This is a genomic window from Roseateles oligotrophus, assembly GCF_014204525.1.
Taxonomy (GTDB): Bacteria; Pseudomonadota; Gammaproteobacteria; order Burkholderiales; family Burkholderiaceae_C; genus Paucibacter_A; species Paucibacter_A oligotrophus_A.
In genome coordinates this window covers 130,683-156,325 of the sequence record NZ_JACHLP010000001.1, presented here as the reverse complement: position 1 = coordinate 156,325, position 25,643 = coordinate 130,683, and the positions used below count along the sequence as shown (strand labels likewise).

Annotated in this window: 22 protein-coding genes and 1 other RNA gene; 12 read left to right on the top strand and 11 right to left on the bottom strand. The window is 65.6% G+C overall.

Annotated features, from left to right (window positions below; genetic code table 11):
• The first annotated feature begins 11 nt into the window (after positions 1–11).
• The 9 genes from HNP55_RS00745 (at position 12) to HNP55_RS00705 (ending at position 9,869) form a co-directional block, all read left to right on the top strand.
• Positions 12–1,106 carry an ABC transporter ATP-binding protein gene (locus tag HNP55_RS00745; protein ID WP_184295051.1) on the top strand — a complete coding sequence of 365 codons (1,095 nt, stop codon included), beginning with the start codon at positions 12–14 and terminating at the stop codon, positions 1,104–1,106.
• Positions 1,106–2,227 (top strand): ABC transporter ATP-binding protein, encoded by a 1,122-nt coding sequence (locus tag HNP55_RS00740; protein ID WP_184295048.1) that lies wholly within the window; start codon positions 1,106–1,108, stop codon positions 2,225–2,227. The genes HNP55_RS00745 and HNP55_RS00740 overlap by 1 nt, the downstream gene beginning before the upstream one ends.
• Positions 2,224–3,108: a carbohydrate ABC transporter permease gene (locus tag HNP55_RS00735; protein WP_184295045.1), complete on the top strand. Its 885-nt coding sequence runs from the start codon at positions 2,224–2,226 to the stop codon at positions 3,106–3,108. Before HNP55_RS00740 ends, HNP55_RS00735 begins: the two co-directional genes overlap by 4 nt.
• Positions 3,101–3,916 (top strand): carbohydrate ABC transporter permease, encoded by an 816-nt coding sequence (locus tag HNP55_RS00730; RefSeq protein WP_184295043.1) that lies wholly within the window; start codon positions 3,101–3,103, stop codon positions 3,914–3,916. The genes HNP55_RS00735 and HNP55_RS00730 overlap by 8 nt, the downstream gene beginning before the upstream one ends.
• Before the next feature lie 315 nt (positions 3,917–4,231).
• The gene (locus HNP55_RS00725; RefSeq protein ID WP_184295041.1) at positions 4,232–4,540 is read left to right on the top strand and encodes a DUF2160 domain-containing protein; all 309 of its coding nucleotides are present in this window, start codon (positions 4,232–4,234) and stop codon (positions 4,538–4,540) included.
• A gap of 248 nt (positions 4,541–4,788) precedes the next feature.
• Positions 4,789–6,519 (top strand): ABC transporter substrate-binding protein, encoded by a 1,731-nt coding sequence (locus HNP55_RS00720; RefSeq protein WP_184296619.1) that lies wholly within the window; start codon positions 4,789–4,791, stop codon positions 6,517–6,519.
• Between the two features lie 61 nt (positions 6,520–6,580).
• Positions 6,581–6,657: non-coding RNA, sX9 sRNA (locus HNP55_RS00715), on the top strand.
• Between the two features lie 111 nt (positions 6,658–6,768).
• Complete coding sequence (locus HNP55_RS00710; RefSeq protein ID WP_184295038.1) at positions 6,769–7,638, top strand: alpha/beta hydrolase; 870 nt, start codon at positions 6,769–6,771, stop codon at positions 7,636–7,638.
• 56 nt (positions 7,639–7,694) lie between these two features.
• Positions 7,695–9,869 (top strand): S9 family peptidase, encoded by a 2,175-nt coding sequence (locus tag HNP55_RS00705; protein WP_221439417.1) that lies wholly within the window; start codon positions 7,695–7,697, stop codon positions 9,867–9,869.
• A gap of 110 nt (positions 9,870–9,979) precedes the next feature.
• Here HNP55_RS00705 and HNP55_RS00700 read toward each other — a convergent pair whose 3' ends face one another.
• The 11 genes from HNP55_RS00700 to HNP55_RS00650 all read right to left on the bottom strand — a co-directional run bounded on the left by HNP55_RS00700 (position 9,980) and on the right by HNP55_RS00650 (position 20,376).
• On the bottom strand, positions 9,980–10,606 hold the full coding sequence (locus HNP55_RS00700; RefSeq protein WP_184295033.1) for a YitT family protein: 627 nt from the start codon (positions 10,604–10,606) through the stop codon (positions 9,980–9,982).
• Positions 10,599–10,808, bottom strand: a complete 210-nt coding sequence (locus HNP55_RS00695) for a DUF2788 domain-containing protein (protein ID WP_184295030.1) — start codon at positions 10,806–10,808, stop codon at positions 10,599–10,601. The genes HNP55_RS00700 and HNP55_RS00695 overlap by 8 nt, the downstream gene beginning before the upstream one ends.
• 5 nt (positions 10,809–10,813) lie before the next feature.
• On the bottom strand, positions 10,814–11,596 hold the full coding sequence (locus HNP55_RS00690; RefSeq protein WP_246448091.1) for a DUF2189 domain-containing protein: 783 nt from the start codon (positions 11,594–11,596) through the stop codon (positions 10,814–10,816).
• Positions 11,597–11,885: 289 nt separating this feature from the next.
• A complete protein-coding gene (gene mnmH / locus HNP55_RS00685; protein WP_184295027.1) occupies positions 11,886–12,986 on the bottom strand; it encodes a tRNA 2-selenouridine(34) synthase MnmH in 1,101 nt (366 codons plus the stop codon).
• On the bottom strand, positions 12,983–15,616 hold the full coding sequence (locus tag HNP55_RS00680; RefSeq protein ID WP_184295024.1) for a [protein-PII] uridylyltransferase: 2,634 nt from the start codon (positions 15,614–15,616) through the stop codon (positions 12,983–12,985). Before HNP55_RS00680 ends, mnmH begins: the two co-directional genes overlap by 4 nt.
• A 5-nt stretch (positions 15,617–15,621) precedes the next feature.
• Positions 15,622–16,434 carry a type I methionyl aminopeptidase gene (gene map / locus HNP55_RS00675; protein WP_184295021.1) on the bottom strand — a complete coding sequence of 271 codons (813 nt, stop codon included), beginning with the start codon at positions 16,432–16,434 and terminating at the stop codon, positions 15,622–15,624.
• A gap of 100 nt (positions 16,435–16,534) precedes the next feature.
• Positions 16,535–17,359 (bottom strand): undecaprenyl-diphosphate phosphatase, encoded by an 825-nt coding sequence (locus tag HNP55_RS00670; protein WP_184295017.1) that lies wholly within the window; start codon positions 17,357–17,359, stop codon positions 16,535–16,537.
• Positions 17,360–17,421: 62 nt separating this feature from the next.
• A complete protein-coding gene (locus tag HNP55_RS00665) occupies positions 17,422–17,784 on the bottom strand; it encodes a DUF6463 family protein (RefSeq protein WP_221439416.1) in 363 nt (120 codons plus the stop codon).
• The gene (locus tag HNP55_RS00660) at positions 17,781–19,124 is read right to left on the bottom strand and encodes an ABC1 kinase family protein (protein ID WP_184295014.1); all 1,344 of its coding nucleotides are present in this window, start codon (positions 19,122–19,124) and stop codon (positions 17,781–17,783) included. Before HNP55_RS00660 ends, HNP55_RS00665 begins: the two co-directional genes overlap by 4 nt.
• Positions 19,121–19,645 (bottom strand): DUF2867 domain-containing protein, encoded by a 525-nt coding sequence (locus tag HNP55_RS00655; RefSeq protein ID WP_184295012.1) that lies wholly within the window; start codon positions 19,643–19,645, stop codon positions 19,121–19,123. The genes HNP55_RS00660 and HNP55_RS00655 overlap by 4 nt, the downstream gene beginning before the upstream one ends.
• On the bottom strand, positions 19,642–20,376 hold the full coding sequence (locus HNP55_RS00650) for a TetR/AcrR family transcriptional regulator (protein WP_184295009.1): 735 nt from the start codon (positions 20,374–20,376) through the stop codon (positions 19,642–19,644). Before HNP55_RS00650 ends, HNP55_RS00655 begins: the two co-directional genes overlap by 4 nt.
• 179 nt (positions 20,377–20,555) lie before the next feature.
• Between HNP55_RS00650 and HNP55_RS00645 the strand changes: the two genes are divergently transcribed.
• From HNP55_RS00645 to HNP55_RS00635, 3 genes are all read left to right on the top strand, one after another.
• Complete coding sequence (locus tag HNP55_RS00645; RefSeq protein WP_184295006.1) at positions 20,556–21,230, top strand: TetR/AcrR family transcriptional regulator; 675 nt, start codon at positions 20,556–20,558, stop codon at positions 21,228–21,230.
• A gap of 81 nt (positions 21,231–21,311) precedes the next feature.
• Positions 21,312–22,454, top strand: coding sequence for an efflux RND transporter periplasmic adaptor subunit (locus tag HNP55_RS00640; protein WP_246448089.1), 1,143 nt, complete (start codon positions 21,312–21,314; stop codon positions 22,452–22,454).
• A 12-nt stretch (positions 22,455–22,466) separates the two neighbouring features.
• Positions 22,467–25,622 (top strand): efflux RND transporter permease subunit, encoded by a 3,156-nt coding sequence (locus tag HNP55_RS00635; protein WP_184295000.1) that lies wholly within the window; start codon positions 22,467–22,469, stop codon positions 25,620–25,622.
• Positions 25,623–25,643 lie beyond the last annotated feature (21 nt).

The window sequence follows — 25,643 nt, the reverse complement described above, 5'->3', positions numbered from 1 at the left end:
AAGGAATTTCGATGCAACTGAGCCTGCAAGACCTCAGCCACCGAGTCGGTGCCCAGGCCTTTCTCTATCCGCTGGACCTGGCCTTGCAGCCCGGCGCGGTGACGGTGTTGCTGGGCGCCACGCAGGCGGGCAAGACCAGCCTGATGCGGCTGATGGCCGGCCTGGACAAGCCCAGCGCGGGCCGGGTGCTGGTGGATGGCGCGGACGTGACCGGCCTGCCGGTGCGGGAGCGCAATGTCTCCATGGTCTACCAGCAGTTCATCAACTACCCCTCGATGACGGTGGCGCAGAACATCGCCTCGCCGCTCAAGCTGCGCGGCGGCCTGAGCGCCAAGGCCATCCAGGCCCAGGTGCAGGCCCTGGCCGAGCGCCTGCACATCGAGATGCATCTGGACAAGCTACCCGCCCAGCTCAGCGGCGGCCAGCAGCAGCGCGTGGCCCTGGCCCGCGCCCTGGCCAAGAACGCGCCCCTGATGCTGCTGGACGAGCCCCTGGTCAATCTGGACTACAAGCTGCGCGAGGACTTGCGCGAGGAGCTGAGCCAGCTCTTTGCCACCGGCGATGCCACCGTGGTCTATGCCACCACCGAGCCGGCCGAGGCCTTGCTGCTGGGCGGCTATACCGCCGTGCTGGATGCCGGTGAGTTGCTGCAGTACGGCCCCACGGCCGAGGTCTTCCACCGCCCGGCCTCGCTGCGGGTGGCACGGGCCTTCAGCGACCCGCCGATGAATCTTTTGCCGGCGCGCGCCTCGGCGCAAGGCGTCGAATTGAAGCCTGGCTTGACGCTGGACCTGCCCCTGCCTGCGGGCGCCAGTGCCGCGCTCACGCTGGGCTTGCGTGCCAACAGCCTGCGCCTGCAAGGCCGGCCCGGCGATCTCGCCTTGCCCGGCATCGTGGAGCTGGCGGAGATTTCGGGGTCCGACACTTTTGTCCATCTGCGCAGTGAGTTAGGGTCCCTGGTGGCCCAGCTCAGCGGCGTGCATTATTTCGAGCTGGGCGCCGCCCTCACCTTGTATCTGCAGGCCGCCGAGGCCTATGTGTTCGATGCGCAAGAGGCCTTGCTGCTGGCGCCGCAGCGCCTGCAGGCCGTGGGAGGGCAGGGCTGATGGCTGGCATCACACTCGATCTGGCCCACGCTTACAAGGCCAATCCCCAGCAGGACAGCGATTATGCGCTGCTGCCGCTGAAGATGGCCTTCGAGGACGGCGGCGCCTATGCCTTGCTGGGCCCCTCGGGCTGCGGCAAGACCACCATGCTCAACATCATGTCGGGCCTGGTCCAGCCCTCCCAGGGCACGGTGAGCTTCGACGGCCGCGACGTGACCCGGCTCTCGCCGCAGGCGCGCAATATCGCCCAGGTATTCCAGTTCCCGGTCATCTACGACACCATGACGGTGGCGGAGAACCTGGCCTTTCCCTTGAAGAACCGCGGCCTGGCCGCGGCCCGCATCCAGCAGCGGGTAGGGCGCATCGCCGAGATGCTGGAGCTGAGCGCCCAGCTGGACCAGCGCGCCGCCGGCCTGACGGCCGATGCCAAGCAGAAGATCTCGCTGGGCCGCGGCCTGGTGCGGGAGGATGTGTCGGCCGTGCTGTTCGACGAGCCGCTGACGGTCATAGACCCGCATCTGAAATGGCAGCTGCGGCGCAAGCTCAAGCAGATCCACCACGAGCTTGGCCTGACCCTGATCTACGTCACCCATGATCAGGTAGAGGCGCTGACCTTCGCCGACCAGATCGTGGTGATGAGTCGGGGCCGCGCGGTGCAGATGGGGGCGGCGGACGCGCTGTTCGAACGGCCCCAGCATATGTTTGTGGGCCATTTCATCGGCTCGCCCGGCATGAACTTTTTGCCCGCGCGTCTGCAGGGCCAGGACCTGATTCTGGGCGGCCAGCGCCTGAGCCTGGCCGGCAGTGCGCTCGGCGCGGCGATGCTGGCGCGCCTGGCTCAGCTGGCCGAGTTCACCCTGGGCGTGCGGCCCGAGTATGTGCAGCTGCGGCCGGCGCAGCAGCCCGGCTGCGTGGAGGTGCAGGTCAGCAAGGTGCAGGACGTGGGCACGTATTGGCTGATCACGACCCAGCTGGCGGGCCAGACCCTGCGCGTGCGCCTGCAGCCCCAGGCCAGGCCGCCGGTCGCGGGCGATCGGGTTTGGCTGCAACTGCTGGGCGAGCACACATGTTTTTATGGCGCCGATGAGCAGCTCATCACAGCCCCGGAGGTGCTGGCATGAAGCCCGTCAATCAAAAAGCCTGGTTCCTGGTCCTGCCGGTCTTCATCTGCGTGGCCTTCTCGGCCATCCTGCCCTTGATGACCGTGGTCAATTACTCGGTGCAGGACATCATCTCGCCCGAGCGCCGCGTGTTCGTCGGTACCGAGTGGTTTGCCGCCGTGATGCGGGACGAAGAGCTGCATGCGGCCCTGTGGCGGCAGCTGGGCTTTTCGCTTGCGGTGCTGCTGGTGGAGCTGCCGCTGGGGGTGGCGCTGGCCCTGTCCATGCCGGCCCAGGGCTGGAAGTCGTCGGCCACCCTGGTGCTGGTGTCGCTCTCGCTGCTGATCCCCTGGAATGTGGTGGGCACGATCTGGCAGATCTTCGGCCGCAGCGATATCGGCCTGCTGGGCGCCGGGCTCAAGGCCCTGGGTGTGGACTACAACTACACCGGCAATCCCCTGGACGCCTGGCTCACCGTGCTGGTGATGGATGTCTGGCACTGGACGCCCTTGGTGGCCTTGCTGGGCTATGCGGGTCTGCGCTCCATCCCCGATGCTTACTACCAGGCTGCACGCATAGACGGGGCCAGCAAGTTCGCCGTGTTCCGCTATATCCAACTGCCCAAGATGCGCGGCGTGCTGATGATTGCGGTGCTCCTGCGCTTCATGGACAGCTTCATGATCTATACCGAGCCCTTTGTGCTGACCGGTGGCGGGCCCGGCAATGCCACCACTTTCTTGTCGCAATACCTGACGCAGAAGGCGGTCGGCCAGTTCGATCTGGGGCCGGCGGCGGCCTTCTCGCTGATCTATTTTTTGATCATCCTTTTGCTGTGCTTCATCCTCTACAGCTGGATGCAGGCGCTGGGCCAGACCGAGCAGGAGGGCGCGAGCCATGCATGAGGACAGCCGCTTCAAGAAACGTACGCTATTCCTGATCGCCTATCTGGTCTTTGCCCTGCTGCCCATCTACTGGATGGTCAATATGAGCTTCAAGACGAATGAGGAGATCCTGTCCAGCTTCAGCTTCTTCCCCCAGCATTTCTCCCTGGCCAGCTACAGGACCATCTTCACCGATGAGTCCTGGTACTCGGGCTATCTCAACAGCCTGCTCTATGTGGGCATCAACACGCTGATCTCCGTCAGCGTAGCCCTGCCGGCCGCCTATGCCTTCAGCCGCTACAGCTTTCTGGGCGACAAGCATGTGTTCTTCTGGCTGCTGACCAATCGCATGACGCCGCCGGCCGTCTTCCTGCTGCCCTTCTTCCAGCTCTACACCACGCTGGGCCTGATGGACACGCATATCGCCGTGGCTATGGCGCATCTGCTCTTCAACGTGCCGCTGGCGGTGTGGATTTTGGAGGGATTCATGAGCGGCATCCCGCGCGAGATCGATGAAACCGCTTATATCGACGGTTATTCCTTCCCGCGCTTTTTCGCCACCATCTTCCTGCCTCTGATCAAGGCCGGGGTCGGCGTGGCCGCTTTTTTCTGCTTTATGTTTTCCTGGGTGGAGCTGCTGCTGGCGCGCACGCTGACCAGCGTCAATGCCAAGCCCATCGTCGCCATCATGACCCGCACCGTCAGCGCCTCCGGCATGGACTGGGCCACCCTGGCCGCGGCCGGCACCCTGACCATTGTGCCGGGCGCCATCGTCATCTGGTTTGTGCGCCACTACATCGCCAAGGGCTTCGCGATGGGGCGGGTGTGATGGAACTTCGCATTCGCATTGGAAGGGGTAGCTTGCGCTGGCCAAGCGACTTAGGGCATTGCTTCCGCTCATGTCCCCCGGCGGCTGGCGCCGCCTCCTCCTTGACTTCGCTTCAGCAAGGCCCCAAGCCGCTTGGCGTTCGGGCGTCTTCGTCGAACCAATGCAAAGCCGCTGTTGCTCGATCAGGTCGGCTGGGTGTTCTGCATAGCGAAGTAAAGGGGGAGGAGGCGAAGCCGACGGAGGACATGAGCGGTGCAGAGCACCCAGTCGACTTGATCGCCACCCGCTCTTCAGCAAATTTGAAGGAGCCAGCAAATGTTTGACTGGATGGTCTGGACCACCCCCGTCGCCGTGTTTTTCTGCTGCATCGCGCTGATGCTGGTAGGCATGACGATCTGGGAGATCAAGTCACCGACGCTGCTGCGCAAAGGCTGGCTGCCGATGAAGACCACGCGCGGCGACCGGCTCTTTGTGGGCCTGCTGGCGGCGGCCTATATCAATCTGGCCTTTGTGGGCCTGTCGGCCAAGGCCATGGAATGGTTTTCGCTGGAGAGCGAGCCCACGGTGTGGATCAGCTTTGTGCTGTCCATGGCCGTGCTGGGGCTGATCTTGAAAAAAGGCTGAGAGGGTGAGAACTTTTTACTGCGCGGTCGCCATGCGTCGTTGGGCGGTGCTCGGAATCCTCACGTACAGGGAGTACGTTCCGGTTCCTGCGCTCCGTCCGCCTAGCCTGACGACCGCTCGCGACAAAAGTTCTCACCCTCTGATTCCGTAGCCAAGGATTCGGCCCGCGTCCCCGGGGCCGTGTCTATTGAATCCCGGTCCGGGGGCTGACAACACGCAAGATGGAGACAAGCATGAAGGAAAGCCGCATGAAGTGCCACTACAGCGCGCTCGCAATCGCCGCCGTGCTGGCGGTGGCAGGCCCGGCCCAAGCCGGCGAGGCCGAGGCAAAAAAATGGATTGACGCCGAGTTCCAGCCCTCCACGCTGAACAAGGACCAGCAGCTGGCCGAGATGAAGTGGTTCATCGAGGCCGCCAAGAAGCTGCGGGCCTTGGGCGTGAAAGAGGTGGCCGTGGTGTCCGAGACCCTCACCACCCATGAGTACGAGAGCAAGACCCTGGCCAAGGCCTTTGAGGAAATCACCGGCATCAAGGTCAAGCATGACCTGATCCAGGAGGGTGATGTGGTCGAGAAGCTGCAGACCTCCATGCAGTCGGGCAAAAGCATTTACGACGGTTGGATCTCCGACTCCGACCTGATCGGCACCCATTACCGCTACGGCAAGATCATGGCCTTGAGCGACTATATGGCGGGCGCTGGCAAGGACTACACCAACCCCGGCCTGGACCTGAAGGACTTCATCGGCACCAGCTTCACCACCGCGCCCGATGGCAAGCTCTACCAGTTGCCCGATCAGCAGTTCGCCAACCTCTACTGGTTCCGCGCCGACCTGTTTGCCCGCAAAGACCTGCAAGCCAAATTCAAGGCCAAGTACGGCTACGAGCTGGGCGTGCCGCTCAACTGGAGCGCTTACGAGGACATCGCCGAATTCTTCAGCGTGGATGTGAAGAATATCGATGGCAAGCCCATCTACGGCCATATGGACTATGGCAAGAAAGACCCCTCGCTGGGCTGGCGCTTCACCGATGCCTGGCTCTCCATGGCCGGCACGGCGGACAAAGGCATCCCCAACGGCCTGCCGGTGGACGAGTGGGGCATACGCGTGGCCGATGACAAATGCACGCCGGTGGGCGCCTCGGTCAGCCGGGGTGGCGCGACCAATTCGCCCGCCGCCGTCTATGCCCTGACGAAATACATCGACTGGATGAAGAAGTACGCGCCCAAGGAAGCCATGGGCATGACTTTTGGCGAGGCCGGCCCGGTGCCCGCCCAGGGCCAGATCGCGCAGCAGATCTTCTGGTACACCGCCTTCACCGCGGACATGACCAAGAAAGGCCTGCCCGTGGTCAATGAGGACGGCTCGCCCAAATGGCGCATGGCCCCCGGCCCCAACGGCCCTTACTGGAAGCAGGGCATGCAAAACGGCTACCAGGACGTGGGCAGCTGGACCTTCTTCAAGGACCACGACGCCAACAAGGTGGCCGCGGCCTGGCTCTACGCCCAGTTCATCACGGCCAAGACCACCAGCCTGAAGAAAAGCATCACCGGCCTGACCTTTATCCGCGACAGCGATATCCGCAGCGACTTCTTCACCAAGAACGCCGGCAAGTACGGCGGCCTGATCGAGTTCTACCGCAGCCCGGCCCGGGTGGCCTGGACGCCCACCGGCAACAATGTGCCCGACTACCCCAAGCTGGCCCAGCTGTGGTGGAAGAACGTGGCCCAGGCGGTGACGGGCGAGAAGACCCCGCAGGGCGCCATGGACAATCTGGCCGAGGAGATGGACGCGGTGATGGCCCGCCTGGAGCGCGCCGGCATGGCCAAGTGCGCGCCCAAGCTGAACAAAAAGGAAAGCCCGGCCAAATGGCTGTCCGACAAGGGCGCGCCCTGGGCCAAGCTGGCGAATGAAAAGCCCAAGGGCGAGACCATTGACTACGGCAAGCTGCTGAACGCCTGGAAGGAAGGCCGCGTGCGCTGAGAGGATGAGAACTTTTTACTGCGCGGCCGCCAAGCGTCGTTGGGCGGTGCTCGGAATCCTCACGTACAGGGAGTACGTTCCGGTTCCTGTGCTCCGTCCGCCTAGCCTGACGACCGCTCGCTACAAAAGTTCTCAGCCTCTGAGGCGTGCCCGAACCTGGCCGGGCTAATCCGCTGACTCAGCGGCTTGGAAATTTGGTGAAATCGGCGCCCATGCGCCGATTTCTTTTCCAGCCCTGGAGGACTGCCCATGTCAGCTCGCTCGCCCGCCTGGTTTGACGCCCAGTACAACAACCGTGCCCGCGTGGCCGACAGCGCCGTCCTGCTGGACCGCTGGGCCAGCACCTCCCGCTTTGTGCGGCAGTACTCGCCCTGCCTGCTCGATCTGGCTTATGGCGAGGCCGCCAGCGAGCGTCTGGACCTGTTCCCCACCGAGGCCTCCGCGGCGCCGGTGCTGGTCGTGCTGCACGGCGGCTGGTGGCGCTCGCTGGACAAATCGGACCTGTCCTTTCTGGCCAGCGGCTTCACCGAAGAAGGGGCGCTGGTGGCCCTGCCCAATTACGGCCTCTGCCCCGCGGTCGGCCTGGACCGCATCCCCTTGCAACTCACCCAGGCCCTGGCCTGGCTGTGGCGAAATGTGGCCGAGTATGGCGGCGACCCGAATCGAATCATCCTGCTGGGCCACTCGGCCGGCGGCCATCTGGCCAGCATGCTGGCCTGCTGCGATTGGAAGGCCGTCGGCGCCGACCTGCCGCGCCAGCTGATCAAAGGGGTGCTCAGCATCTCCGGCCTGCATGATCTGGCGCCGATCCGGCAGACGCCGTTTCTGCAGGCGGATCTGCAACTCGATGCCCAGGCCGTGCGGCGCCTGAGCCCGGTGCATTTCCCGGCGCCGCTGGCACCCGTCTACACCGTGGTGGGCGGCTTGGAGAGCGAGGAATTCAAGCGCCAGAACCGGCTGCTGCGCCAGGCCTGGGGGGCGCGTGCCGTGCCCATCTGCGAGGAAGTACCGGGCTGCAACCACTTTGACATCCTGCACAATCTGGCCGACCCGGCGGGCCGCCTGCATCTGCTGGCGCGCAAGCTGCTGGACTTGCGCTGGTACAGCCCGCTGCTGTGATGCGCTTGAATTGAGAATTATGTTTTGACCGCTCATGGTCATGCGAGGGAGAGAAATTGATATTGCTAGCCAAGTTCGCAGGCCGTCGCCTGCTCGCCCCGCTGTTCCTTGCGCTGCTGCTGGCGCAGGCGACGGCCCTGCTGGCCCAGCCGCCCATGGCCGAGCGCCGGCCCAAGGACGTCAGCATCCATGGCGATACCCGTATCGACGACTTCTTCTGGCTGCGCGAGAAGGAGCGGCCCGAGGTGATGGCGCATCTGAATGCCGAGAGCGCCTATACCGCCGCCTGGTTCCAGCCCCTGGCCGGCCTGCAGGAGCGGCTCTACCAGGAGATGCTGGGCCGCGTCCAGCAAAAGGACGAGGCCGTGCCGGTGCGCGAGGGGGCTTGGTGGTATTCCAGCCGTACCGTCGAGGGCGCGCAGTACCCGGTCTTCATCCGCCGGCCGGCCCAGGGGCCTGCGCGCAGCTTTGATGCCGCTGCCGCCGAGCAGGTCTTGCTGGACATGAACGAGCTGGCCCGGGGCCGCAAATTCATGGCCCTGGGCGGCATGATGGTCAGCCCGGACGGCAAGCGCCTGGCCTACACGACCGACGACTCCGGCGCGCGCGACTTCGAGCTGAAGATCCGCGATCTGGCCAGCGCTCAGGACCTGGGCTGGCGGGCGCAGCAAGTGGCCTCGCTGCAGTGGTCGGCCGACGGCCGCTATCTTTTCTACATCACCAGCAACGCGGCCAAGCGGCGCGACCGCCTGTGGCGCCATGCCCTGGACGGCAGCGCGCCCGACGTTCTTGTTTATGAAGACAAGGACCCGCTCTACAACCTGGAGCTGTCGAACACGGCCGACGGGCGTTTCCTTAGCCTGATCAGCCGTTCCAAGGACGCCAGCGAGGTCAGGCTCCTGCCCAGCCGCCAGCCCCTGGGCGACTGGGCGCTGCTGCTGGCGCGCAAGCCGGGCCTGGAGTATGCGGTCGAGCATCGCGAGGGCCAGCTTTATCTGCTCAGCAATGACCGCGGCCCCAATTTCCGCTTGGCGCGTCTGCCCCTGCCGGATCTCCGGCGCCTGCCTCTGCAGCCCCGGCAACTGGCCGCGGCCCAGGAGCTGCTGGCGCATCGCGATGAGGCCATGCTGGAGAGCATCACCATGTTCAAGACCCATCTGGCCGTGCAGCTGCGCGAGCAGGGTTCGGTCAAGCTGCGGGTTTATGAACATGCGCGCTTCAAACCGCAAGACATCCCGTTTGAACAAGCGGTCTACACCGCCACCAGCAACCGCGGCCTCAATCGGGAGTACGACAGCCCCAGCCTGCGCCTGAGCTATCAGTCCATGACCACGCCGGTCTCGGTCTACGACTACGGCTTTGCCAGCCGCAAGCTCAGCCTGCTCAAGCGCCAGCCGGTGCAGGGCGGCTATGAGGCCGGCCGTTATGAGACCCGCCGCATCTGGGCGCAGGCGGCGGACGGCACCCAGGTGCCGGTCTCCCTGGTCTGGGCCAAGCCGCTGCGCCGCCAGGGCCCGCAGCCCCTGCTGTTGCAGGGTTATGGCAGTTACGGCAGCTCCTCCGACCCGCGCTTTTCATTGCCGGGCCTGTCCTTGCTGGAGCGCGGCGTGATCATCGCCGTCGCCCATGTGCGTGGCGGCGGTGATCTGGGGCGGCGCTGGTATCTGGAGGGCAAGCTGGCCAAGAAGATGAATACCTTCACCGACTTCATCGCCGCCAGCGAGGCCTTGGTGGCCCAGGGCTTTACCGAGCCGGCCCAGCTCATCATCAGCGGCGGCAGCGCCGGTGGGCTCTTGATGGGGGCGGTGACGAATCTGCGCCCCGATCTCTACAAGGCCGTGGTGGCCGAGGTGCCGTTTGTGGACGTGATCAATACCATGCTGGACGAAAGCCTGCCGCTGACCACCGAGGAGTTCATCGAGTGGGGCAACCCCAAGATCGCCGAGCAATACCGCTGGATGCGGGCCTACAGCCCTTACGACAATCTCAAGCCCGGTGCCTACCCGGCCATCCTGGCCCGCACCGGCTTGAACGACAGCCAGGTGCCCTACTGGGAGGCGGCCAAATACGTGGCCAAGCTGCGCACGCTCAAGAGCAACCCGGAGGTACCCCTGCTGTTCGACATCAATATGACGGCCGGCCATGGCGGCGCGTCCGGGCGCTTTGACGGCATGAAGGAGCGGGCCAAGGTCTATGCCTTCATGCTGCAGCAATGGGGCCTGACGGACTGAGACGGTTTCGCCTTCAACCGCATAACCGTGTTGGCTTGCCTTGCCGTGCTACAGCACAGTCAGCGGCAAGCCGCCTTGTTCTGCGCTTGAATGCAAAACCGTATGAGTCCTTAAGACACCGCCGTATACCGCCCCGGCCTGTGGTTGACCACCAGGGCCGCGTTGATGGCCGCCATGCCCAGCAGGGACAGGGCCACCCGGTCCGGCGCCACAAAGGCCAGCGAGGCCAGCAGGATCAGGCCGTCCAGCGCGGCCTGCACATAGCCGGCGCGCCAGCCTTTTTTCTCCTGCAGATAGAGCACCAGCACATTGAGCCCGCCTAGCGAGGCCCGGTGGCGGAACAGGATCAGCATGCCCGCACCGATCAGCAGACCGCCGGCGATGGCGGCGAACCAGCTATTGAGGGCGCTGAACTGAATCCAGCGCGGCAGCAGCTCCGACAGGACGGACATCAGGCCGACCGCCAGCATGGTTTTCAGCATGAAGGGCAGGCCCATGCGCCGATAGGCCAGCCAGTAGAAGGGCAGGTTGATGCCGAAGAACAGGGCGCCGAAGGGCAAGCCGCTGGCGTAGTGGATCAGAAAGGCGATGCCCACCGTGCCACCGGTCAGCATGCCGGCCTGCTTGAACAAGGCCACGCCCAGGGCGACGAACAAGGTGCCGGTGATCAGGGCCTGGACGTCTTCGAAATTGCTATGCCTGAAGCTGCGGCTGACGGCGCCCAGGCTCTTAACCATTCATCCACCACTTGATGAGGCCCTTGGCGATGAAGCCAATCATGCCAAAGCCCAGGGCCAGCAGCAGCACAAAGGTGCCGAAGCGGCCGGCCTTGGACTCGCGGGCCAGCTGCAGGATGATGAAAATCATATAGACCATGAAGGCGCCAACGCCCCAGGTCAGCCCGAATTGGGCGATTTGCTGCTCGGTGTATCCAAACATAGGGACTACTCGGCTTTCCTGACCAGATCACGGTAGGCATGCCAGCTGGCATGGCCCAGCCAGGGCAGGATCACGATCAGGCCCAACATCGCCGTGCCCATGCCCAGCAAGGTCAGCAGCATGATCAGCGCCGCCCATAGCGCCACCGGCGCCGGGTATTCCATCACCACACGCCAGCTGGTGAACACGGCGCCCAGGATGCCGATCTGGCTGTCCAGCAAGAGCGGCACGGCGATCATGGTGGAGGCAAACATGGGTGCGGCCAGCAGCGCGCCCAGGCCCAGCCAGATCTCAAACAGATGGGAGTTCTCGTTGAGCAGCACATGCTGCACAAAATCGCTGGGGCTGTGGATGGGCTGGGGCGCCAGCGCGGTGATCAGCGAGGCCGAGGTCATCACCCAGCCGGTGCCGGCAAAGGCCAGCAGCACGCCGAACACGACCAGGCGGCCATCGCGGGGCCGCCAGGCCCGCAGCACCGAGCCCAAGCTGGGCTGGCGGCCCATCTCGATGTCGCGGCTGATGACGTAAAGCCCGGTGGCCAGGATGGGGGCCACCAGCAGGAAGCCGCTGAAGGCGCCGGCCAGCAGCCAGAAGCGGTCGCGTGCCAGCCACAGAATCAGGGCGCCGACGAGGGCCATCAGCAGGCCATGGGCCAGCGAGGCGCCGGGGCAGCGCAGCAGGTCTTGCCAGCCCCGCGCCAGCCAGCCCAGGGGCCGCAGCAGGGGAATGGGCTTGACCCCGAACTGGCGGGACTGCGCAAGGGCTTTTTCGGTTTCGAGCATGGGCATGATGTGGTGGGGGCGATCCTAGATTCAGCAGTTGACCGCTTGCCCTTCCTTGATAGTCCTGTTGGTTCAACACCTTAGTGCCAAATTTTTGTTCACCACTCCGATGATGAACGCTGCGAACTCGCTGGTCTGGCGCTTCGGGCCGCTGGCGGCGTTGCTTCTCCTCGTGGGCAGGAGCCCGCTTCGTCGGCGCGCCTTGCCAGCGACCCGCCTCGCCAGCCCCTCGGGCTCGCTCAACTACTGAATCTAGGATGGTGCCAGCCGCACAAGCCCGTGGACTTGAGCGACATCAAGCCGGAGGCGAAACTCCGGGATTTGACGCTGGATTATTGAGCAGTTCCGCCGCCGCGGCGGCCAGGGCCGCCTGGCCGCCATCGGCCAGCTCGATGCGGCGGGCCTGGGCCAAATTCGGGTAGTGGCCGCTGAGCGATTTCTCGTAGCCCGGGTCGTAATGCTCACGCATCAGCTCGGTGAAGACGGTGGCGAAATCGCCGGCGCGGGCCAGGGCCTGCCAGGCGGCGATCTTCTGCCGCCCGCGCAGCGCCAGCAGGCCGTCGATCAGGCCGCAAAAGCTCTCGACCTGCTGGCTGAAATGGCCGTAGTCCTCCAGCAGCAGCTGCACCCGGGCGGCCTCGGGCATCTCCACCCAGCAGCAGTGCGGGCTGTTGCGCATGGCCTGGTGCAGGGCTTCGGGCAGACGTAACTGGCCAATCTTGCGGCTCTCGCTTTCCACAAAAATCGGCTGGCTGGGGTCCAGGGCGCGCAGGCTTTGCCAAAGCCGGCTGTCAAAGGCCTTCTGGCTGGGCTGGGCCTGCCCGGGCAGGGCGCCCAGCACCGAGCCGCGGTGGGCGGCCAGGGCCTCCAGATCCAGCACCTGGCCGCCCTGCGCACGCAGGGCCTGCAGGAGCCGGGTCTTGCCGCTGCCGGTGCGGCCGCACAGCACTTGCAGCTGGAGGCCCGCGGGCAGGGCCTCCAGTGCGCCACGCACCTCGGCCCGGTAGGCCTTGTAGCCACCGGCCAGCTGGCGCGATTTGAAACCGATCTGGCCCAGAAACCAGTGCATGGCGCCCGAGCGCTGGCCGCCGCGCCAGCAGTAAACCAGGGGTCGCCAGTGGCGCGGCAGGCCGGCGCCGTGCGTGTCGAGCTGCCGGGCGATATTGCGCGCCACCAGGGCCGCACCCAGCTTGCGGGCCTCGAAGGGCGAGTCTTTGTAGAGCGTGCCGACGATGCGGCGCTCTTCGTCATCCAGCACCGGCCAGTTCAGCGCGCCGGGGATGTGGTCCTCGGCAAACTCGGCGGGGCTGCGCACATCGATGATGGCGCTGAAATCGGCCAGGGTGGCCAGGGCCTCGGGGGCCGGGATGATGGTGGAGCGGGGGGCGCTATTCATTGGGGCAGGGCCACGGCGTCGAGCAATTCGCTCTCGATCTGCAGCTGGGTCTTGTTCTGTTGCAGGGCCGCGCCGTCGACCAGAAAGGTGTCTTCCACCCGCTCGCCCAGGGTGGAGATTTTTGCTAACTGCAGATTGATGCGGTGCCGGGCCAGCACGCGGGCGATGGCGTAGAGCAGGCCGGCGCGGTCGGTGGTGCTGATGCTCAAGAGCCAGCGCTGGGCCCGCTCGTCCGGCCGCAGTGCGATGCGCGGGGTGTAGGGAAAGCTCTTGACCCGGCGCGACAGCCGGCCGCGGCGCGGTTCGGGCAAGGGGCCCTCGGCCAGCAAGGCCTGGCTCAGCTTGGTCTCCACCAGGGAGACCAGGTCGCGGTGGTTTTGATCGGAGTCGGGGCTGATGACCTGGAAGGTGTCCAGCGCAAAACCCTTGCGGGTGGTGTGGACCTTGGCGTCCAGGATGTTGAAGCCGGCGCTGTCGAAATAAGCGCACATGCGGGCGAAGAGGTCGGGCCGGTCGGGCGAATAGACCAGCACCTGCAGGCCCTCACCCACCGGCGAGGGGCGGGCGCGCACGATGGGGGTGGCCGCGTCCACATATCGCCACAGGGCGCGCGCATGCCAGGCTAGTTCGCCGGCCTCGTGGCGGGCGAAGTAGCTGAGCTCCAGGGTCTGCCACAGCGGCGCCTCGGTGTCGGGCAACATGCTGTGCAGGGCCAGGGCCTGGCGGGCCTCGTTCTTGCGGGCCTCGATTTCGGCGTCCAGATTGGGCTTGGCGCCGCCCAGGGCGCGCAGGGTGACGCGGTAGAGGTCCTCCAGCAGCTTGCCCTTCCAGGCATTCCAGACCTTGGGGCTGGTGCCGCGGATATCGGCCACGGTGAGCAGGTAGAGGCCGGTCAGATGGCGCTCGTCCCGCATCTTGGCGGCAAAGCCGGCGATGACCTCGGGGTCGGACAAGTCCTCCTTCTGCGCCACGCGCGAGAGGGTCAGGTGCTGTTGCACCAGAAAGCCGACCAGCTCGGTGTCGGGTCTTGCCAGGCCGTGCTCGCGGCAGAAACGTTTGACCTCGACGGCGCCCAGATCGGAGTGGTCACCGCCCCGCCCCTTGGCCACATCGTGGAAGAGGGCGGCGATGTAAAGCAGCTCGGGCCGGTCCCATTGCGCGGCCAGCTGGGAGCAGAAGCTGTACTCGTGGGCGTGCTCGGGGATGAAGAAACGGCGCACATTGCGCAGCACCATCAGGATGTGCTGATCCACCGTGTAGACGTGGAAGAGGTCGTGCTGCATCTGGCCGACGATGCGGCGGAATACCCACAGGTAACGGCCCAGCACCGAGGTCTGGTTCATCAGCCGGAAAGCATGGGTCTGGCCCTGCGGCTGGCGCAGGATCTGCATAAAGGTGGCGCGGTTCACCGGGTCGCGGCGGAAGGCGCTGTCCATCAGCTCGCGGGCGTTGTAGAGCGCGCGCAGCGTGCGGGCCGACAAGCCCTTGATGCCGGGTGTCTGTTGGTAGACCAGAAAGGTGCGCAGAATGGCGTGGGGCTCGCGCCGATAGAGCTCGTCGTCGGCGACCTCCAGCATGCCGGCGCGGTCCAGGAACTGCTGCTCATGGCCGGGGATGGGGCGCATCAAGCTTTGTTGCGAGCCGTGGATATGCTCTTCCAGATTCAGCAGCAGGATCTGGTTGAGCTGGCTGACCGCCTTGGCCGCCCAGTAATAGCGCCGCATCAGCAGCTCGGAGGCGCGCTGGGCACGGCTGCTGGCATAGCCAAAGCTTTCGGCCACGGCGGTTTGCAGATCGAACACCAGGCGGTCCTCGCGCCGGCCCGCCACCGTGTGCAGGCGGGCGCGTATCAGCTTGAGCAGGCCTTCGTTGCGCTGCAGCTGGCGGCTCTCAAACGGGGTGATCAAACCCTTGGTGGCCAGCTCGTGCCAGGTTTGCCCCAGGCCGGCCGCGCGGGCGATCCAGATCAACAGCTGCAGATCGCGCAGGCCACCGGGGCTTTCCTTGCAATTGGGCTCCAGCGAGTAGGGTGTCTCGTCGTACTTGGTGTGGCGCTGCTGCGCCTCCAGGGTCTTGGCGCGCAAGAAGGCGCTGGCGTCCATGGCCTGGTGCAGGCTTTGCTCCAGCCGGGCGTGCAGGCCGCGCGAGCCGGCCAGCAGACGCGACTCCAGCAGCGAGGTCTGCACCGTCACATCGGCGGCGGCCTCCGTCAGGCATTCGTCCAGTGTGCGTACCGAGGAGCCGACCTCCAGGCCGATGTCCCAGCAGGCGGTGATGAAGTGCTCGATGCCGGCCTTGGCGGCGCCGTCCCGATGCGCCTCCACGCCATCGGGCAAGAGCAGCAGCACATCGATATCCGAATAGGGGAAGAGTTCGCCGCGGCCATAGCCGCCCACCGCCAGCAGGCTGGCGCCGGCGGGCAGCTGGGCCTGGGCCCACAAGGTCTTGAGGCTGGCGTCCACATGGCGGGCCAGACGGCGCAGCAGGCCGGCGGCGGCGGTCACGGTGGGCTTGGCGTTCCTGAACTCTTCGATCAAGGCCTGCTTGCCGGCCTTGAAGGCCTGGCGCATCTCGGCCACGCTGGCCGGCGCTGGGCGGGAGTCGGGCGCAAGGCCGGCGGACTTGGCCATCGAGCTCAGGTCTTGCTGGCGCTGATGAAGGCGGGCAGGGCGGGGCTGCCTTCCGACAGCGTGAAGACCTCGTAGCCGGTCTCGGTCACCACCAGGGTATGTTCCCACTGGGCCGAGAGGGAGCGGTCCTTGGTTTTGATGGTCCAGCCGTCGCCATGCTCGCGCATCTCGCGCCGGCCGGCGTTGATCATGGGCTCGATGGTGAAGACCATGCCGGGCTGCAACTGCACCAGGGTGCCGGGGCGGCCGTAGTGCAGCACCTGCGGTTCCTCGTGGAAGACCTGGCCGATGCCGTGGCCGCAGAACTCGCGCACGACGCTGAAGCCGGCGTTCTCGGCAAAGGTCTGGATGGCGTGGCCGATATCGCCCAGATAGGCGCCGGGCTTGACCTTGGCGATGCCCTTCCACATCGCCTCATAGGTGAAGGCGCACAGGCGCTTGGCGGCGATGGAGCCCTCGCCCACGACAAACATGCGGCTGGTGTCGCCGTGCCAGCCGTCCTTGATGACGGTGACGTCGATATTGACGATGTCGCCATTCTTCAGCGCCCGGCCATCGGGGATGCCGTGGCAGATCACATCATTGACCGAGGTGCAGATGGACTTGGGGTAGGGGATATAGCCCGGCGGCGTGTAGTTCAGCGGCGCGGGGATGGCTTGCTGCACATCGACGATGTAGTCGTGGGCCAGCTTGTCCAGGGCTTCGGTGGTGATGCCGGGGCGGACGTAGGGGGTCAGCATGTCCAGCACTTCGGAGGCCAGGCGCCCGGCGATGCGCAGGGCCGCGATGTCGGCGCCGGTTTTGAGGGTGATCGTCATAGCGGGATTTTAGTGGGCGGACTTGTCCGCCGGGCGCACAGGGATTTGCACGAGGCGAGTGGCCCCGCGCAAAAGCAGGAACTGGCGGGCCAGCCTGGGCTCAGTCGGCCCACACCACCAAGCCGCTCCAGGCCGTGGCCAGCACCACGATGCCAAAGGCGATGCGGTAGTAGGCGAAGGGCACGAAGCTGTGCGAGGAGATGTAGCGCAAGAGCCAGCGCACACAGATCCAGGCGCTGATGAAGGAGAACAGCAGGCCGACGCCGAACATGGGGATGTCGGCCGTGCTCAGCAGGGCGCGCTCCTTGTAGAGGCTGTAGAGGCCGGCGCCGATCAGGGTGGGGATGGCCAGGAAGAAGGAGAAATCGGTGGCCGCCTTGCGCGACAGGCCGATCAGCATGCCGCCGATGATGGTGGCGCCCGAGCGGCTGGTGCCGGGCACCATGGCCAGGCATTGCAGAACGCCGACCTTCAGCGCATCCAGCGGCGTCATATCGTCCACGTTCTCGACCCGCACCACGGTGTTCTGGCGCTTCTCGGCCCACAGGATGATGAAGCCGCCGATGATGAAGGTGCTGGCCACCACGGTGGGGGTGAAGAGATGGGCCTTGATGGCCTTGCCAAACAGCAGGCCCAGGATCACCGCCGGGAAGAAGCCTATGGCCACATTGGTGACGAAGCGGCGGGCACGCTGGTCCGAGCCCAGGCCGCCGGCCACCTCGCGCAGGCGCTGCCAGTAGACCAGGATGACGGCAAAGATGGCGCCGGTCTGGATGGCGATGTCGAAGACCTTGCTTTTGGCGTCGTCAAAACCCAGCAAGGCCCCGGTGAGGATCAGATGCCCCGTCGAAGAAATGGGTAAAAATTCGGTCAGGCCTTCGACGACGCCCATGATGGCGGCCTTGATCAACAACAGGGTATCCAACGCGCGACTCCAGTTTCGAGGGTGCGGCATGATAGCCGCCCCACAAGTCGGTCCGCCTCAGGTCAGCGCTTGCGCAGCAAGGCCAGTGCGGCTGGCAAAGCAAGCCAGAAGCCCGACAGCGGCATCAAGAGCAGGCCCAAGGCCGTCAGCGCCATAGTGCCCCAGCCGAGCCGGCGCAGCGCCGGCGCCTGGCCGGCCCGCTCCAGCGGCGTGATGGCCATGGCCAGCAGGGCCAGCAAGACGCCAAACAGCACAAACCAGCTGACCGCGCCGCGCAGCGCGTCGGCGCCCACGGTGTTGAACAGGCCTTGCTGCCACATGGCTTGCAGGGTGGGGCCGAACCAGAGCGCGCTGGCCAGCGTATGCAGCAGGGCCACGGCCAGCAGCCAGTGGCCGATCCAGGCACGGGAAGAATGGGTCCTCATATCGATAGCTCTTTGCTTGTGGGGGAATTCATCAGCCACTCAAGCGGTATCTCCAGCCGGGCACCCAGGCGGCGCAGCAGCTGCAGCAGGCCCAGATAGGCGCGGTCGAAGAAGGGCAGGGCAGGTGGTAGCCGGTGCAGCATGGCCATGGCCTGGCGGTGGGCGGCGGGCTCCATGCGGGGCAGGGCTTTGAAATGGCCGAAGTCGAAGTGCGCATGGCGCCAGGGCTCTAGCTGCCAGTCCAGCATGGGCCTTAGGGCCGGCAGCAGCTCGCTGCTGAAACGGCGCCGGCTCAGCGTTGGCGCGATCAGCTGGTGGTGGCGGTAGGCCTCGAACAGGGCTGCATCGTCACCGGCCAGGCGGGCGCCCCAGCTGGCTTGGATCAGGGCCAGCAACTCGTCCTCCAGGGCCAGGGTGCGGCCAAAGTCCAGCAGGCCCAGCCTCCCCTCGGGCATGAAGAGAAAGTTGCCGGGATGGGGGTCGGCCTGTAGGCGGCGCAGGGTTAGCAGGCCGTGCATGAATTGCGTTAGCAGAAGCTGGCCAAAGTGGTCGCGCTGGGCCTGGCTGGGTTGCTGGGCCAGCCAGGCCTCCAGATGCAGGCCTTCCAGCATCTCCATGCTCAGCACCCGGCCGCTGCTGAGGCCTGGAAAGACCTTGGGCACGATCAGCCCGGGCGGCAGCGCTTGTTGCGCGAACCAGTCCAGCTCGGCGGCCTCGCGCCGGTAGTCCAGCTCCTCGGCCAGCTTGGTTTCGATATCGGCCAGCACGTTCGCCAGGAGCGCCTGATCCGGCAGATGGACAGAGCTGCCCTGTTGCAGACCACGCAGCAGGCCGCGCAACAAGCTCATATCGCTGGCGATGGTGGCGGCCATGCCGGGGTATTGCAGCTTGACGGCCAGGCGCTCGCCCGTGTGGGCTCTGGCCTCGTGCACCTGGCCCAGGCTGGCGGCCGCAAAAGCCTGGGGCTGGAACTCGGCAAACAGCTGCTCCGGCCCCTGGCCGAACTCCTGGCGCAAGAGCTTGATCACATGGGCGCGGTTCAGCGGGGTGGCCTGGTAATGGGCTTGGGCCAGTTGTCCGCGCAGGCTCTCGGGCAGCAGGCCCAACTCCATGCTCAGGAGCTGGGAGGCTTTCAGGGCCGTGCCCTTGAGCTGGTTGAGTGCGCTGAACAGGATGCGCCCCAACTGGGCCTCGTGCGCTGCTTGCGCTTGCTGGCGGCCGGCCTCGTCGCGGGCCAGTTGCGCGGCGCCATGGCCCAGCTTGGCCAGGCCGACCCGGGCCAGGGCCAGGCCGGCGACGCCGCCGCGGGCCAGCCGGCTTTGACGGGGTGCCGTACTCATGCCTGTGGCCGCGTCACTTGCCCGAGCATCAAGGGCACGATGCAGCGGTGGGCCGGGCCGACCACGGCCATATAAACCCGCCCCAGGCGATTGTGGATATGGACCACGGTGGCCAGCCTGAGCACGGGCTGGCCCTCGCGCAAGCCCTTGCTGAGCGAGACCTGCACGCGCAGATGGCGGTCGTCGTCCTGCCAGACGACTTCGTCCTCACTCAGCGAGTGCAGTTGGAAGATGCCGACCGTCTGACCGACGCGGTAGCTGTCCAGCGGGCGATTCAGGTCTATGCCGCCCAGGCCGCCCAGATTCTTCAGCCCCACCAGGCCGACGGCGCGATTGCGCATGCGCATCAGCCATTCCATCCAGGCCGGTGTCCTGGCCATCAATTGCAGCCAGTTTTGCAGGGCCGGGGCTTGGGGCTGGGGGTCGGGCAGCTCGTAGCAGTCGTGGAAGTCGGCGCCGGGCAATTCAGCCGCGATGCGGCTTTGTGGTGGCACGGGGCAGAGCAGGGGCTTGCTCATCATGGCCGACCTCCGCCCAGGCCTTGGCGGGCCAGTTTGAGCAGGTCCAGCAGGCCCGTACCGTCTTGCTGCATGAGGCGCAGCAACTGGCTGCGCAGCATGAAGCCGCCTAGCTCCAGCAGCTTGTTGACCATGCCGGTCTGCAAGGCCAGCACCAGCACGGCGAGGCTCAGATCCAGCAACTGGGTGGTGTCGCCGAAATGCTCGGACGTGTCGCGCAGCCAGAAGCCGATCACGCCATAGCTGTAGTCGGCCAGCAGGCCGGCCAAGGCGTGTTTGAAGGGGCAGGGGGCGATCTCGCCGGCCTCCTCGGCCTGGCTCAGCAAGGCCTCCACCTCATGCTTGAAGGCGCGCTTGCCCGGCAGCTCCTCGCCCAGCATCAGCAGGGGGGCGCGGCGCAGCAGGTCGCGCGCCAGGGCGACGAACTCGCGGTCGGCCAGCAGGCGCTCCAGCAGGCTGTCCAGCAGCAGTTGCAGGCGCTCTTGCAGCGTGAAGCCGGTTTGCGGGGTCTGGCGCCACTGCGCCAGGGCGTCCTCATAGGCCAGCTCGAAATAGCCCAGCACCAGCTTTTCCTTGCTGGGGAAGTATTTGTAGATGGTGGCGTCGCCCAGCTTGGCCTCGCGGGCGATCTGCTTCATGGTGCTGGACTCGAAGCCCTGCTGGGTCATCAGGTCCACGGCCGTCTGAATGATCAGGCGGTGGGTCTTGGCTTGCTGGGATTTGGAGGTTCGCATAGTGCTTTACTTTGTTTTGATTAGTATTTCATGTCGATTAAAGAATAGCAAATATTGTTTAATGGGCTGGCGACGGATCTTCCCCGCGCCCTGTTGTTGACCCCGTCGAGCCCGCCCGAATACATTACTGACCAGTCAGTCAGTAATGCCTTCCCACGGTGTCAAGCCGCCCCATCGAATTGAGTCCTTCCAGCACCCCAGCCCCTTCCGACGACACCCCGCCGCGGCCGCGCCAGCGGCGCAAGGAGGCGCGCCCGCAGGAGTTGCTGGAGGCGGCCCTGGCCTTGTTTGTGGAGCGCGGCTTTGCCGCCACCCGCAGCGAGGAGGTGGCCCTGCGCGCGGGCGTCTCCAAAGGCACGCTGTACCGCTACTACCCCAGCAAGCAAGAGTTGTTCAAGGCCGTGGTGCGTGAGAACTTGACCGCTCACATTGCCGAGACGGCGGCATTCGTGGCCAATTTTGAGGGGCCTAGCGATCTGCTCCTGCGTCAGGTCATGGAGGCTTGGTGCCTTGAGTTGGGGCGTGGAGGCATGGGTGGCATTGTCAAGATCATGTTGTCAGAGGCTCGCAATTTCCCAGAGTTGGCGAGCTTTTATCGGGATGAGGTCATCGTGCCCACGGACGCTGTGCTCGGCGCGCTCTTGCAGCGCGGTATCAGCCAGGGCGAGTTCAGGCCCGTCCCGGTGCCGGAGATGATCACCGTGCTGATCGGCCCCATGCTGCACCTGATTCTTCATGAGCATTCGCTGGGGAGTTGCGGCCTGCCCTGTATGGAGGTGCAAGCCGCCGATGTGCTGGCCGTGCAGCTGGACCTGATACTGCGTGGCCTGATGTTGCAGCCGCCGCCCGGCTGAAGCGGCCCCATCCCCATCCCCGCTCTTGTTTCAAGCGCTTGTGCTTTTTTGAATGAAAGCTCGTCAACGATGAAGTCCTGGATGAAGATTGCCCTGGTATTGCTCGTGCTGCTGGGCCTGGGCTGGGGCGGCAGCCGGCTGCTGAAGGCCCGCCAGGCCCAGGCGCAAGCCCAGGCCAAGCCCAGCCAGGCCGCCAGCCTGGAGCTTGCGGCCATCGACGTGCTGACGCTCAAGCGCCAGCGCTTCAACAGCAGCCTGGACATCTCCGGCAATGTGCGGGCGGTGGACAGCGCGCTCATCAAGGCCAAGGTGGCGGCCGAGCTGGCATCGCTGACGGTGCGCGAGGGTGATAGCGTGCGGGCGGGGCAGTTGCTCGGCCAGTTGGAAACCACCGAGCTGGACTGGCGCCTGCGCCAGGCGGAGCAGAGCGCCGCGGCCAGCCGTGCCCAGCTGGAGATCGCCCAGCGCACCCTGGGCAATAACCGCGCCATGGTGGCGCAAGGCTTTATCTCGCCCACGGCCATGGACGCCGCCGTCTCCAGCGAGGCCGGGGCACAAGCCACCTTGCTGGCAGCGCAGGCCGCCGTGGAGCTGGCGCGCAAGCAGCGCAACGATGCGCGGCTGATCGCGCCCATCGCCGGCCAGGTCTCGCAGCGCCTGGCACAAAAGGGCGAGCGGGTCGCCATCGACGCGCGAATCTTGGAGATCGTCAACCTCAGCAAATTGGAGCTGGAGGCCGCCATCGCGCCCGAGTACGCCGGCCGGGTCAAGGTGGGCGACAAGGCGCGCTTGCAGATCGAGGGCCTGGGCGAGGCCGTGCCGGCCGTGGTGGCGCGCATCAATCCCATGGCCCAGGCGGGCTCGAGAGCGGTGCTGGTCTATCTGGCCATAGCCGGCCAGCCCGGCCTGCGCCACGGCATGTTTGCCCGCGGCAAGCTCTTGCTGGACGAGCATGAGGCCTGGGTGCTGCCCATTTCGGCCTTGCGCCAGGACAAGGCCAAGCCCTATGTGATGCTGATCCAGGCCGGCCGGCTGAAGGCCGTGACGGTGGAACCGGGGCAGACCGGCGATGCGCAAGGCCAGGCCGTCGTCGAGCTGCGCCTGGGCGCGGACAGCGGTCTGGGTGAGGGATCCCTGCTGCTGGCCGCCTCGGCCGGCCAGGTCGCCGAGGGCACGCCGGTGAAGCTGGCCAGCCCGTCCCCCGCGACCAGCGCCGCACGCTGAGGACGGCCCGCCATGTGGTTCACCCGCGTCTCCATCCAGAACCCCGTCATGGCCGTCATGGTCATGCTGGCCTTTGTGGTGCTGGGCTTGTTCAGCTACCAGCGTCTGTCGGTCGATCAATTCCCCAATGTCGACTTCCCCACCGTGGTGGTGCAGATGGACTACCCCGGCGCCTCGCCGGAGATCGTCGAGAGCGAGGTCACCAAAAAGGTCGAGCAGGCCGTCAACACGGTGGCCGGCATCAATGCGCTAACCTCCCGTTCCTACGAAGGCACGTCGGTCGTCATCATCGAGTTCAACCTCGATGTGGATGGCCGCAAGGCCGCCGAGGACGTGCGCGAGAAGGTGGCCCTGATGCGGCCCACGCTGCGCGAGGAGGTGAAGGAGCCGCGCGTCTCCCGCTTTGACCCGCAGAGCGCGCCCATCTTCAATGTGGCGGTGCTGGCCGAAGACAACAAGCACACGACCCAGGAGCTGACTACCTGGGCCACGCAGGTGCTGCAAAAGCGGCTGGAAAATGTGCGTGGCGTGGGCTCGGTGACGGTGGTCGGCGGCCTGCAGCGGCAGATCCGCTTGCTGCTGCGCCCCCAGGCCATGGAGGCCTTGGGCATCACCGTGGACCAGGTGCTGGCGGCCGTGAAGAGCGAGAACCAGGAGCTGCCCCTGGGCAATCTGCGCTCGCTGGAAAAAGAGCAGGTGGTGCAGATCAATGCCCGCCTGAAGCGCCCGGAGGACTTCAAGGACATCGTGGTCGCCCGCAAGGCCGGCGCACAGATCAAGTTATGGCAGGTGGCCGATGTGGTGGACGGCCCGCAGGAGGTGGAAAGCCTGGCGCTTTACAACGGCCAGCGCACCGTCTTGCTGAGCGTGCAGAAAAGCCAGGGCGAGAACACCATCGCCGTGGTCGACGGCCTGCAGGCGGCGCTGAAGGAATCGGCCGCGCTGACGCCCAAGGGCATACGCACCGAGGTCAACCGCGACAACTCGCGCGCCATCCGCGTGTCGGTGGCCAATGTGCAGCGCACCTTGTTCGAGGGCGCGGCGCTGACGGTGCTGATCGTCTTCCTGTTCCTGAACTCCTGGCGCTCGACGGTCATCACCGGCCTGACCCTGCCCATCGCCCTGATCGGCACTTTTCTGTTCATGTACGCCTTCGGCTTCACCATCAACAACATCACCATGATGGCGCTAAGCCTGTGCGTGGGCCTGTTGATCGACGATGCCATCGTCGTGCGCGAGAACATCGTGCGTCATGTGCAGATGGGGGCCTCGCCCCGCCAGGCGGCGCTGGACGGCACCGAGGAAATCGGCCTGGCCGTGCTGGCCACCACCTTGTCCATCGTGGCGGTCTTCCTGCCCATCGGCTTCATGGGCGGCATCGTCGGCAAGTTCTTCCACGAGTTCGGCATCACCATCGTGGCGGCGGTGCTGATCTCCATGTTTGTCAGCTTCACGCTGGACCCGATGCTGTCCAGCGTCTGGCATGACCCGGCCGCACATGGCGTGCACAAGGGTCCGCCGGTGACCTTGTATGACAAGACCTTGGGCCGTGTGACCGGGGCTTTTGATCGCTTCACCGAATGGCTGTCGAATGGCTATCAAGGCATTCTGGGCTGGTCCTTGCGGCATAAGGGCGCGACCTTGAGCATTGCGCTGGCGACACTGTTGAGCAGCTGCGCCCTGCTGGGCGGCGTGGGCAAGGAGTTTGTGCCCAAGGCCGATCTGTCCGAGACGCAGATCAATTTCTACACCCCGGTGGGCTCGGCCCTGGAGGTGACCGAGGCGCGGGCCCAGCAGATCGACCGCCTGCTGCGCGAGTTCCCCGAGGTGCGCTACACCGTCACCACCATCAATAGCGGTTTCGCGGCCGGCAAGATTTATGGCGCGGTCTATGTGCGCCTGCAGGACCGCAAGGACAGAAAACTCAGCGTGGCCGAGCTGGCCACGCCCATGCGGCAAAAGCTCGCCGCCGTGCCCGGCATCACCGTCACCAATATTGGCCAGACCGATCTGGGCGGGGGCAAGAGCTTGCAGTTCTCCATCCAGGGCGCGGACCTGGGCGAGTTGGCGCGTATCTCCCGGCAGGTGATGGCGCGGCTGCAGAAAATCCCCGGCCTGGTCGATCTGGACAGCACGCTCAAACCCGATAAGCCGACGGTCTCGATCGAGGTCAAGCGCGATGCCGCCGCCGATGTGGGCCTGAACGTCAACGCCCTGGCCAGCAGCCTGCGCACCCTGGTGGCCGGCACGACGGTGGGCAATTGGCGCGCGCCGGACGGCGAGAACTACGACGTCATCGTGCGCCTGAACCCGCAAAGCCGCGATGCCATCGGCGATCTGCGCAATCTGCCCATCAATGTGGCGGCCGCCGCCGATGGCTCCGCCCGCGTCGTGCGCCTGAGCCAGGTGGCCGAGGTGCAGGCCTCTACCGGGCCTAACCAGATCAATCGGCGGGACCTGAATCGCGAGATCACCATCGACGGCAATGCCCTGGGGCGCAGCTCGGGTGAGGTCTCGGCCGATATCAAGAAGGTCCTGGACGACACCGCCTTCCCGCCCGGCTACCGCTACAGCTTTGGCGGCTCGACCAAGAATATGAACGAGTCCTTCGGCTACGCCCTGGGCGCGCTGGCCCTGGGTCTGGTGTTCATTTACATGATTCTGGCCAGCCAGTTCAAGAGCTTTCTGCAGCCGCTGGCCCTGATGAGCTCCCTGCCCATGACCCTGATCGGCGTGGTGCTGGCGCTGCTGGCCTTCAACTCGACGCTGAATATGTTCAGCATCATCGGCATCGTGATGCTGATGGGCCTGGTGACCAAGAACGCGATCTTGCTGATCGACTTCGCCATCCGCTCGCGCGCGGGCGAGCATGGCCATGGTGTGGATGCCGAGCCCATGGGCCGCGAGCAGGCCTTGCTGCACGCGGCCAGGGTGCGGCTGCGGCCGATTCTGATGACGACCCTGGCCATGGTCTTCGGCATGGTGCCGCTGGCCTTTGCGCTGAGCGAGGGTTCGGAGCAGCGCGCGCCCATGGGCCAGGCGGTCATCGGCGGCGTCATCACCTCCTCCCTGCTGACCCTGGTGGTGGTGCCGGTGATCTATTGCTATCTGGACGATCTGGGCCAATGGGCCAAGCGCAGGTGGGCAGGCCCTAGAATTCCATCTTGAACCTGTTGAATAAACCCCGCA

What these genes read in the sequence shown, in the direction of transcription:
- HNP55_RS00745 (WP_184295051.1), top strand. Translation starts at nt 12, where the DNA reads ATGCAACTGAGCCTGCAAGACCTCAGCCACCGAGTCGGTGCCCAGGCC.
- HNP55_RS00740 (WP_184295048.1), top strand. Translation starts at nt 1,106, where the DNA reads ATGGCTGGCATCACACTCGATCTGGCCCACGCTTACAAGGCCAATCCC.
- HNP55_RS00735 (WP_184295045.1), top strand. Translation starts at nt 2,224, where the DNA reads ATGAAGCCCGTCAATCAAAAAGCCTGGTTCCTGGTCCTGCCGGTCTTC.
- HNP55_RS00730 (WP_184295043.1), top strand. Translation starts at nt 3,101, where the DNA reads ATGCATGAGGACAGCCGCTTCAAGAAACGTACGCTATTCCTGATCGCC.
- HNP55_RS00725 (WP_184295041.1), top strand. Translation starts at nt 4,232, where the DNA reads ATGTTTGACTGGATGGTCTGGACCACCCCCGTCGCCGTGTTTTTCTGC.
- HNP55_RS00720 (WP_184296619.1), top strand. Translation starts at nt 4,789, where the DNA reads ATGAAGTGCCACTACAGCGCGCTCGCAATCGCCGCCGTGCTGGCGGTG.
- HNP55_RS00710 (WP_184295038.1), top strand. Translation starts at nt 6,769, where the DNA reads ATGTCAGCTCGCTCGCCCGCCTGGTTTGACGCCCAGTACAACAACCGT.
- HNP55_RS00700 (WP_184295033.1), bottom strand. Translation starts at nt 10,606, where the DNA reads ATGGTTAAGAGCCTGGGCGCCGTCAGCCGCAGCTTCAGGCATAGCAAT.
- HNP55_RS00695 (WP_184295030.1), bottom strand. Translation starts at nt 10,808, where the DNA reads ATGTTTGGATACACCGAGCAGCAAATCGCCCAATTCGGGCTGACCTGG.
- HNP55_RS00690 (WP_246448091.1), bottom strand. Translation starts at nt 11,596, where the DNA reads ATGCCCATGCTCGAAACCGAAAAAGCCCTTGCGCAGTCCCGCCAGTTC.
- mnmH (WP_184295027.1), bottom strand. Translation starts at nt 12,986, where the DNA reads ATGAATAGCGCCCCCCGCTCCACCATCATCCCGGCCCCCGAGGCCCTG.
- HNP55_RS00680 (WP_184295024.1), bottom strand. Translation starts at nt 15,616, where the DNA reads ATGGCCAAGTCCGCCGGCCTTGCGCCCGACTCCCGCCCAGCGCCGGCC.
- map (WP_184295021.1), bottom strand. Translation starts at nt 16,434, where the DNA reads ATGACGATCACCCTCAAAACCGGCGCCGACATCGCGGCCCTGCGCATC.
- HNP55_RS00665 (WP_221439416.1), bottom strand. Translation starts at nt 17,784, where the DNA reads ATGAGGACCCATTCTTCCCGTGCCTGGATCGGCCACTGGCTGCTGGCC.
- HNP55_RS00660 (WP_184295014.1), bottom strand. Translation starts at nt 19,124, where the DNA reads ATGAGTACGGCACCCCGTCAAAGCCGGCTGGCCCGCGGCGGCGTCGCC.
- HNP55_RS00655 (WP_184295012.1), bottom strand. Translation starts at nt 19,645, where the DNA reads ATGATGAGCAAGCCCCTGCTCTGCCCCGTGCCACCACAAAGCCGCATC.
- HNP55_RS00650 (WP_184295009.1), bottom strand. Translation starts at nt 20,376, where the DNA reads ATGCGAACCTCCAAATCCCAGCAAGCCAAGACCCACCGCCTGATCATT.
- HNP55_RS00640 (WP_246448089.1), top strand. Translation starts at nt 21,312, where the DNA reads ATGAAGATTGCCCTGGTATTGCTCGTGCTGCTGGGCCTGGGCTGGGGC.
- HNP55_RS00635 (WP_184295000.1), top strand. Translation starts at nt 22,467, where the DNA reads ATGTGGTTCACCCGCGTCTCCATCCAGAACCCCGTCATGGCCGTCATG.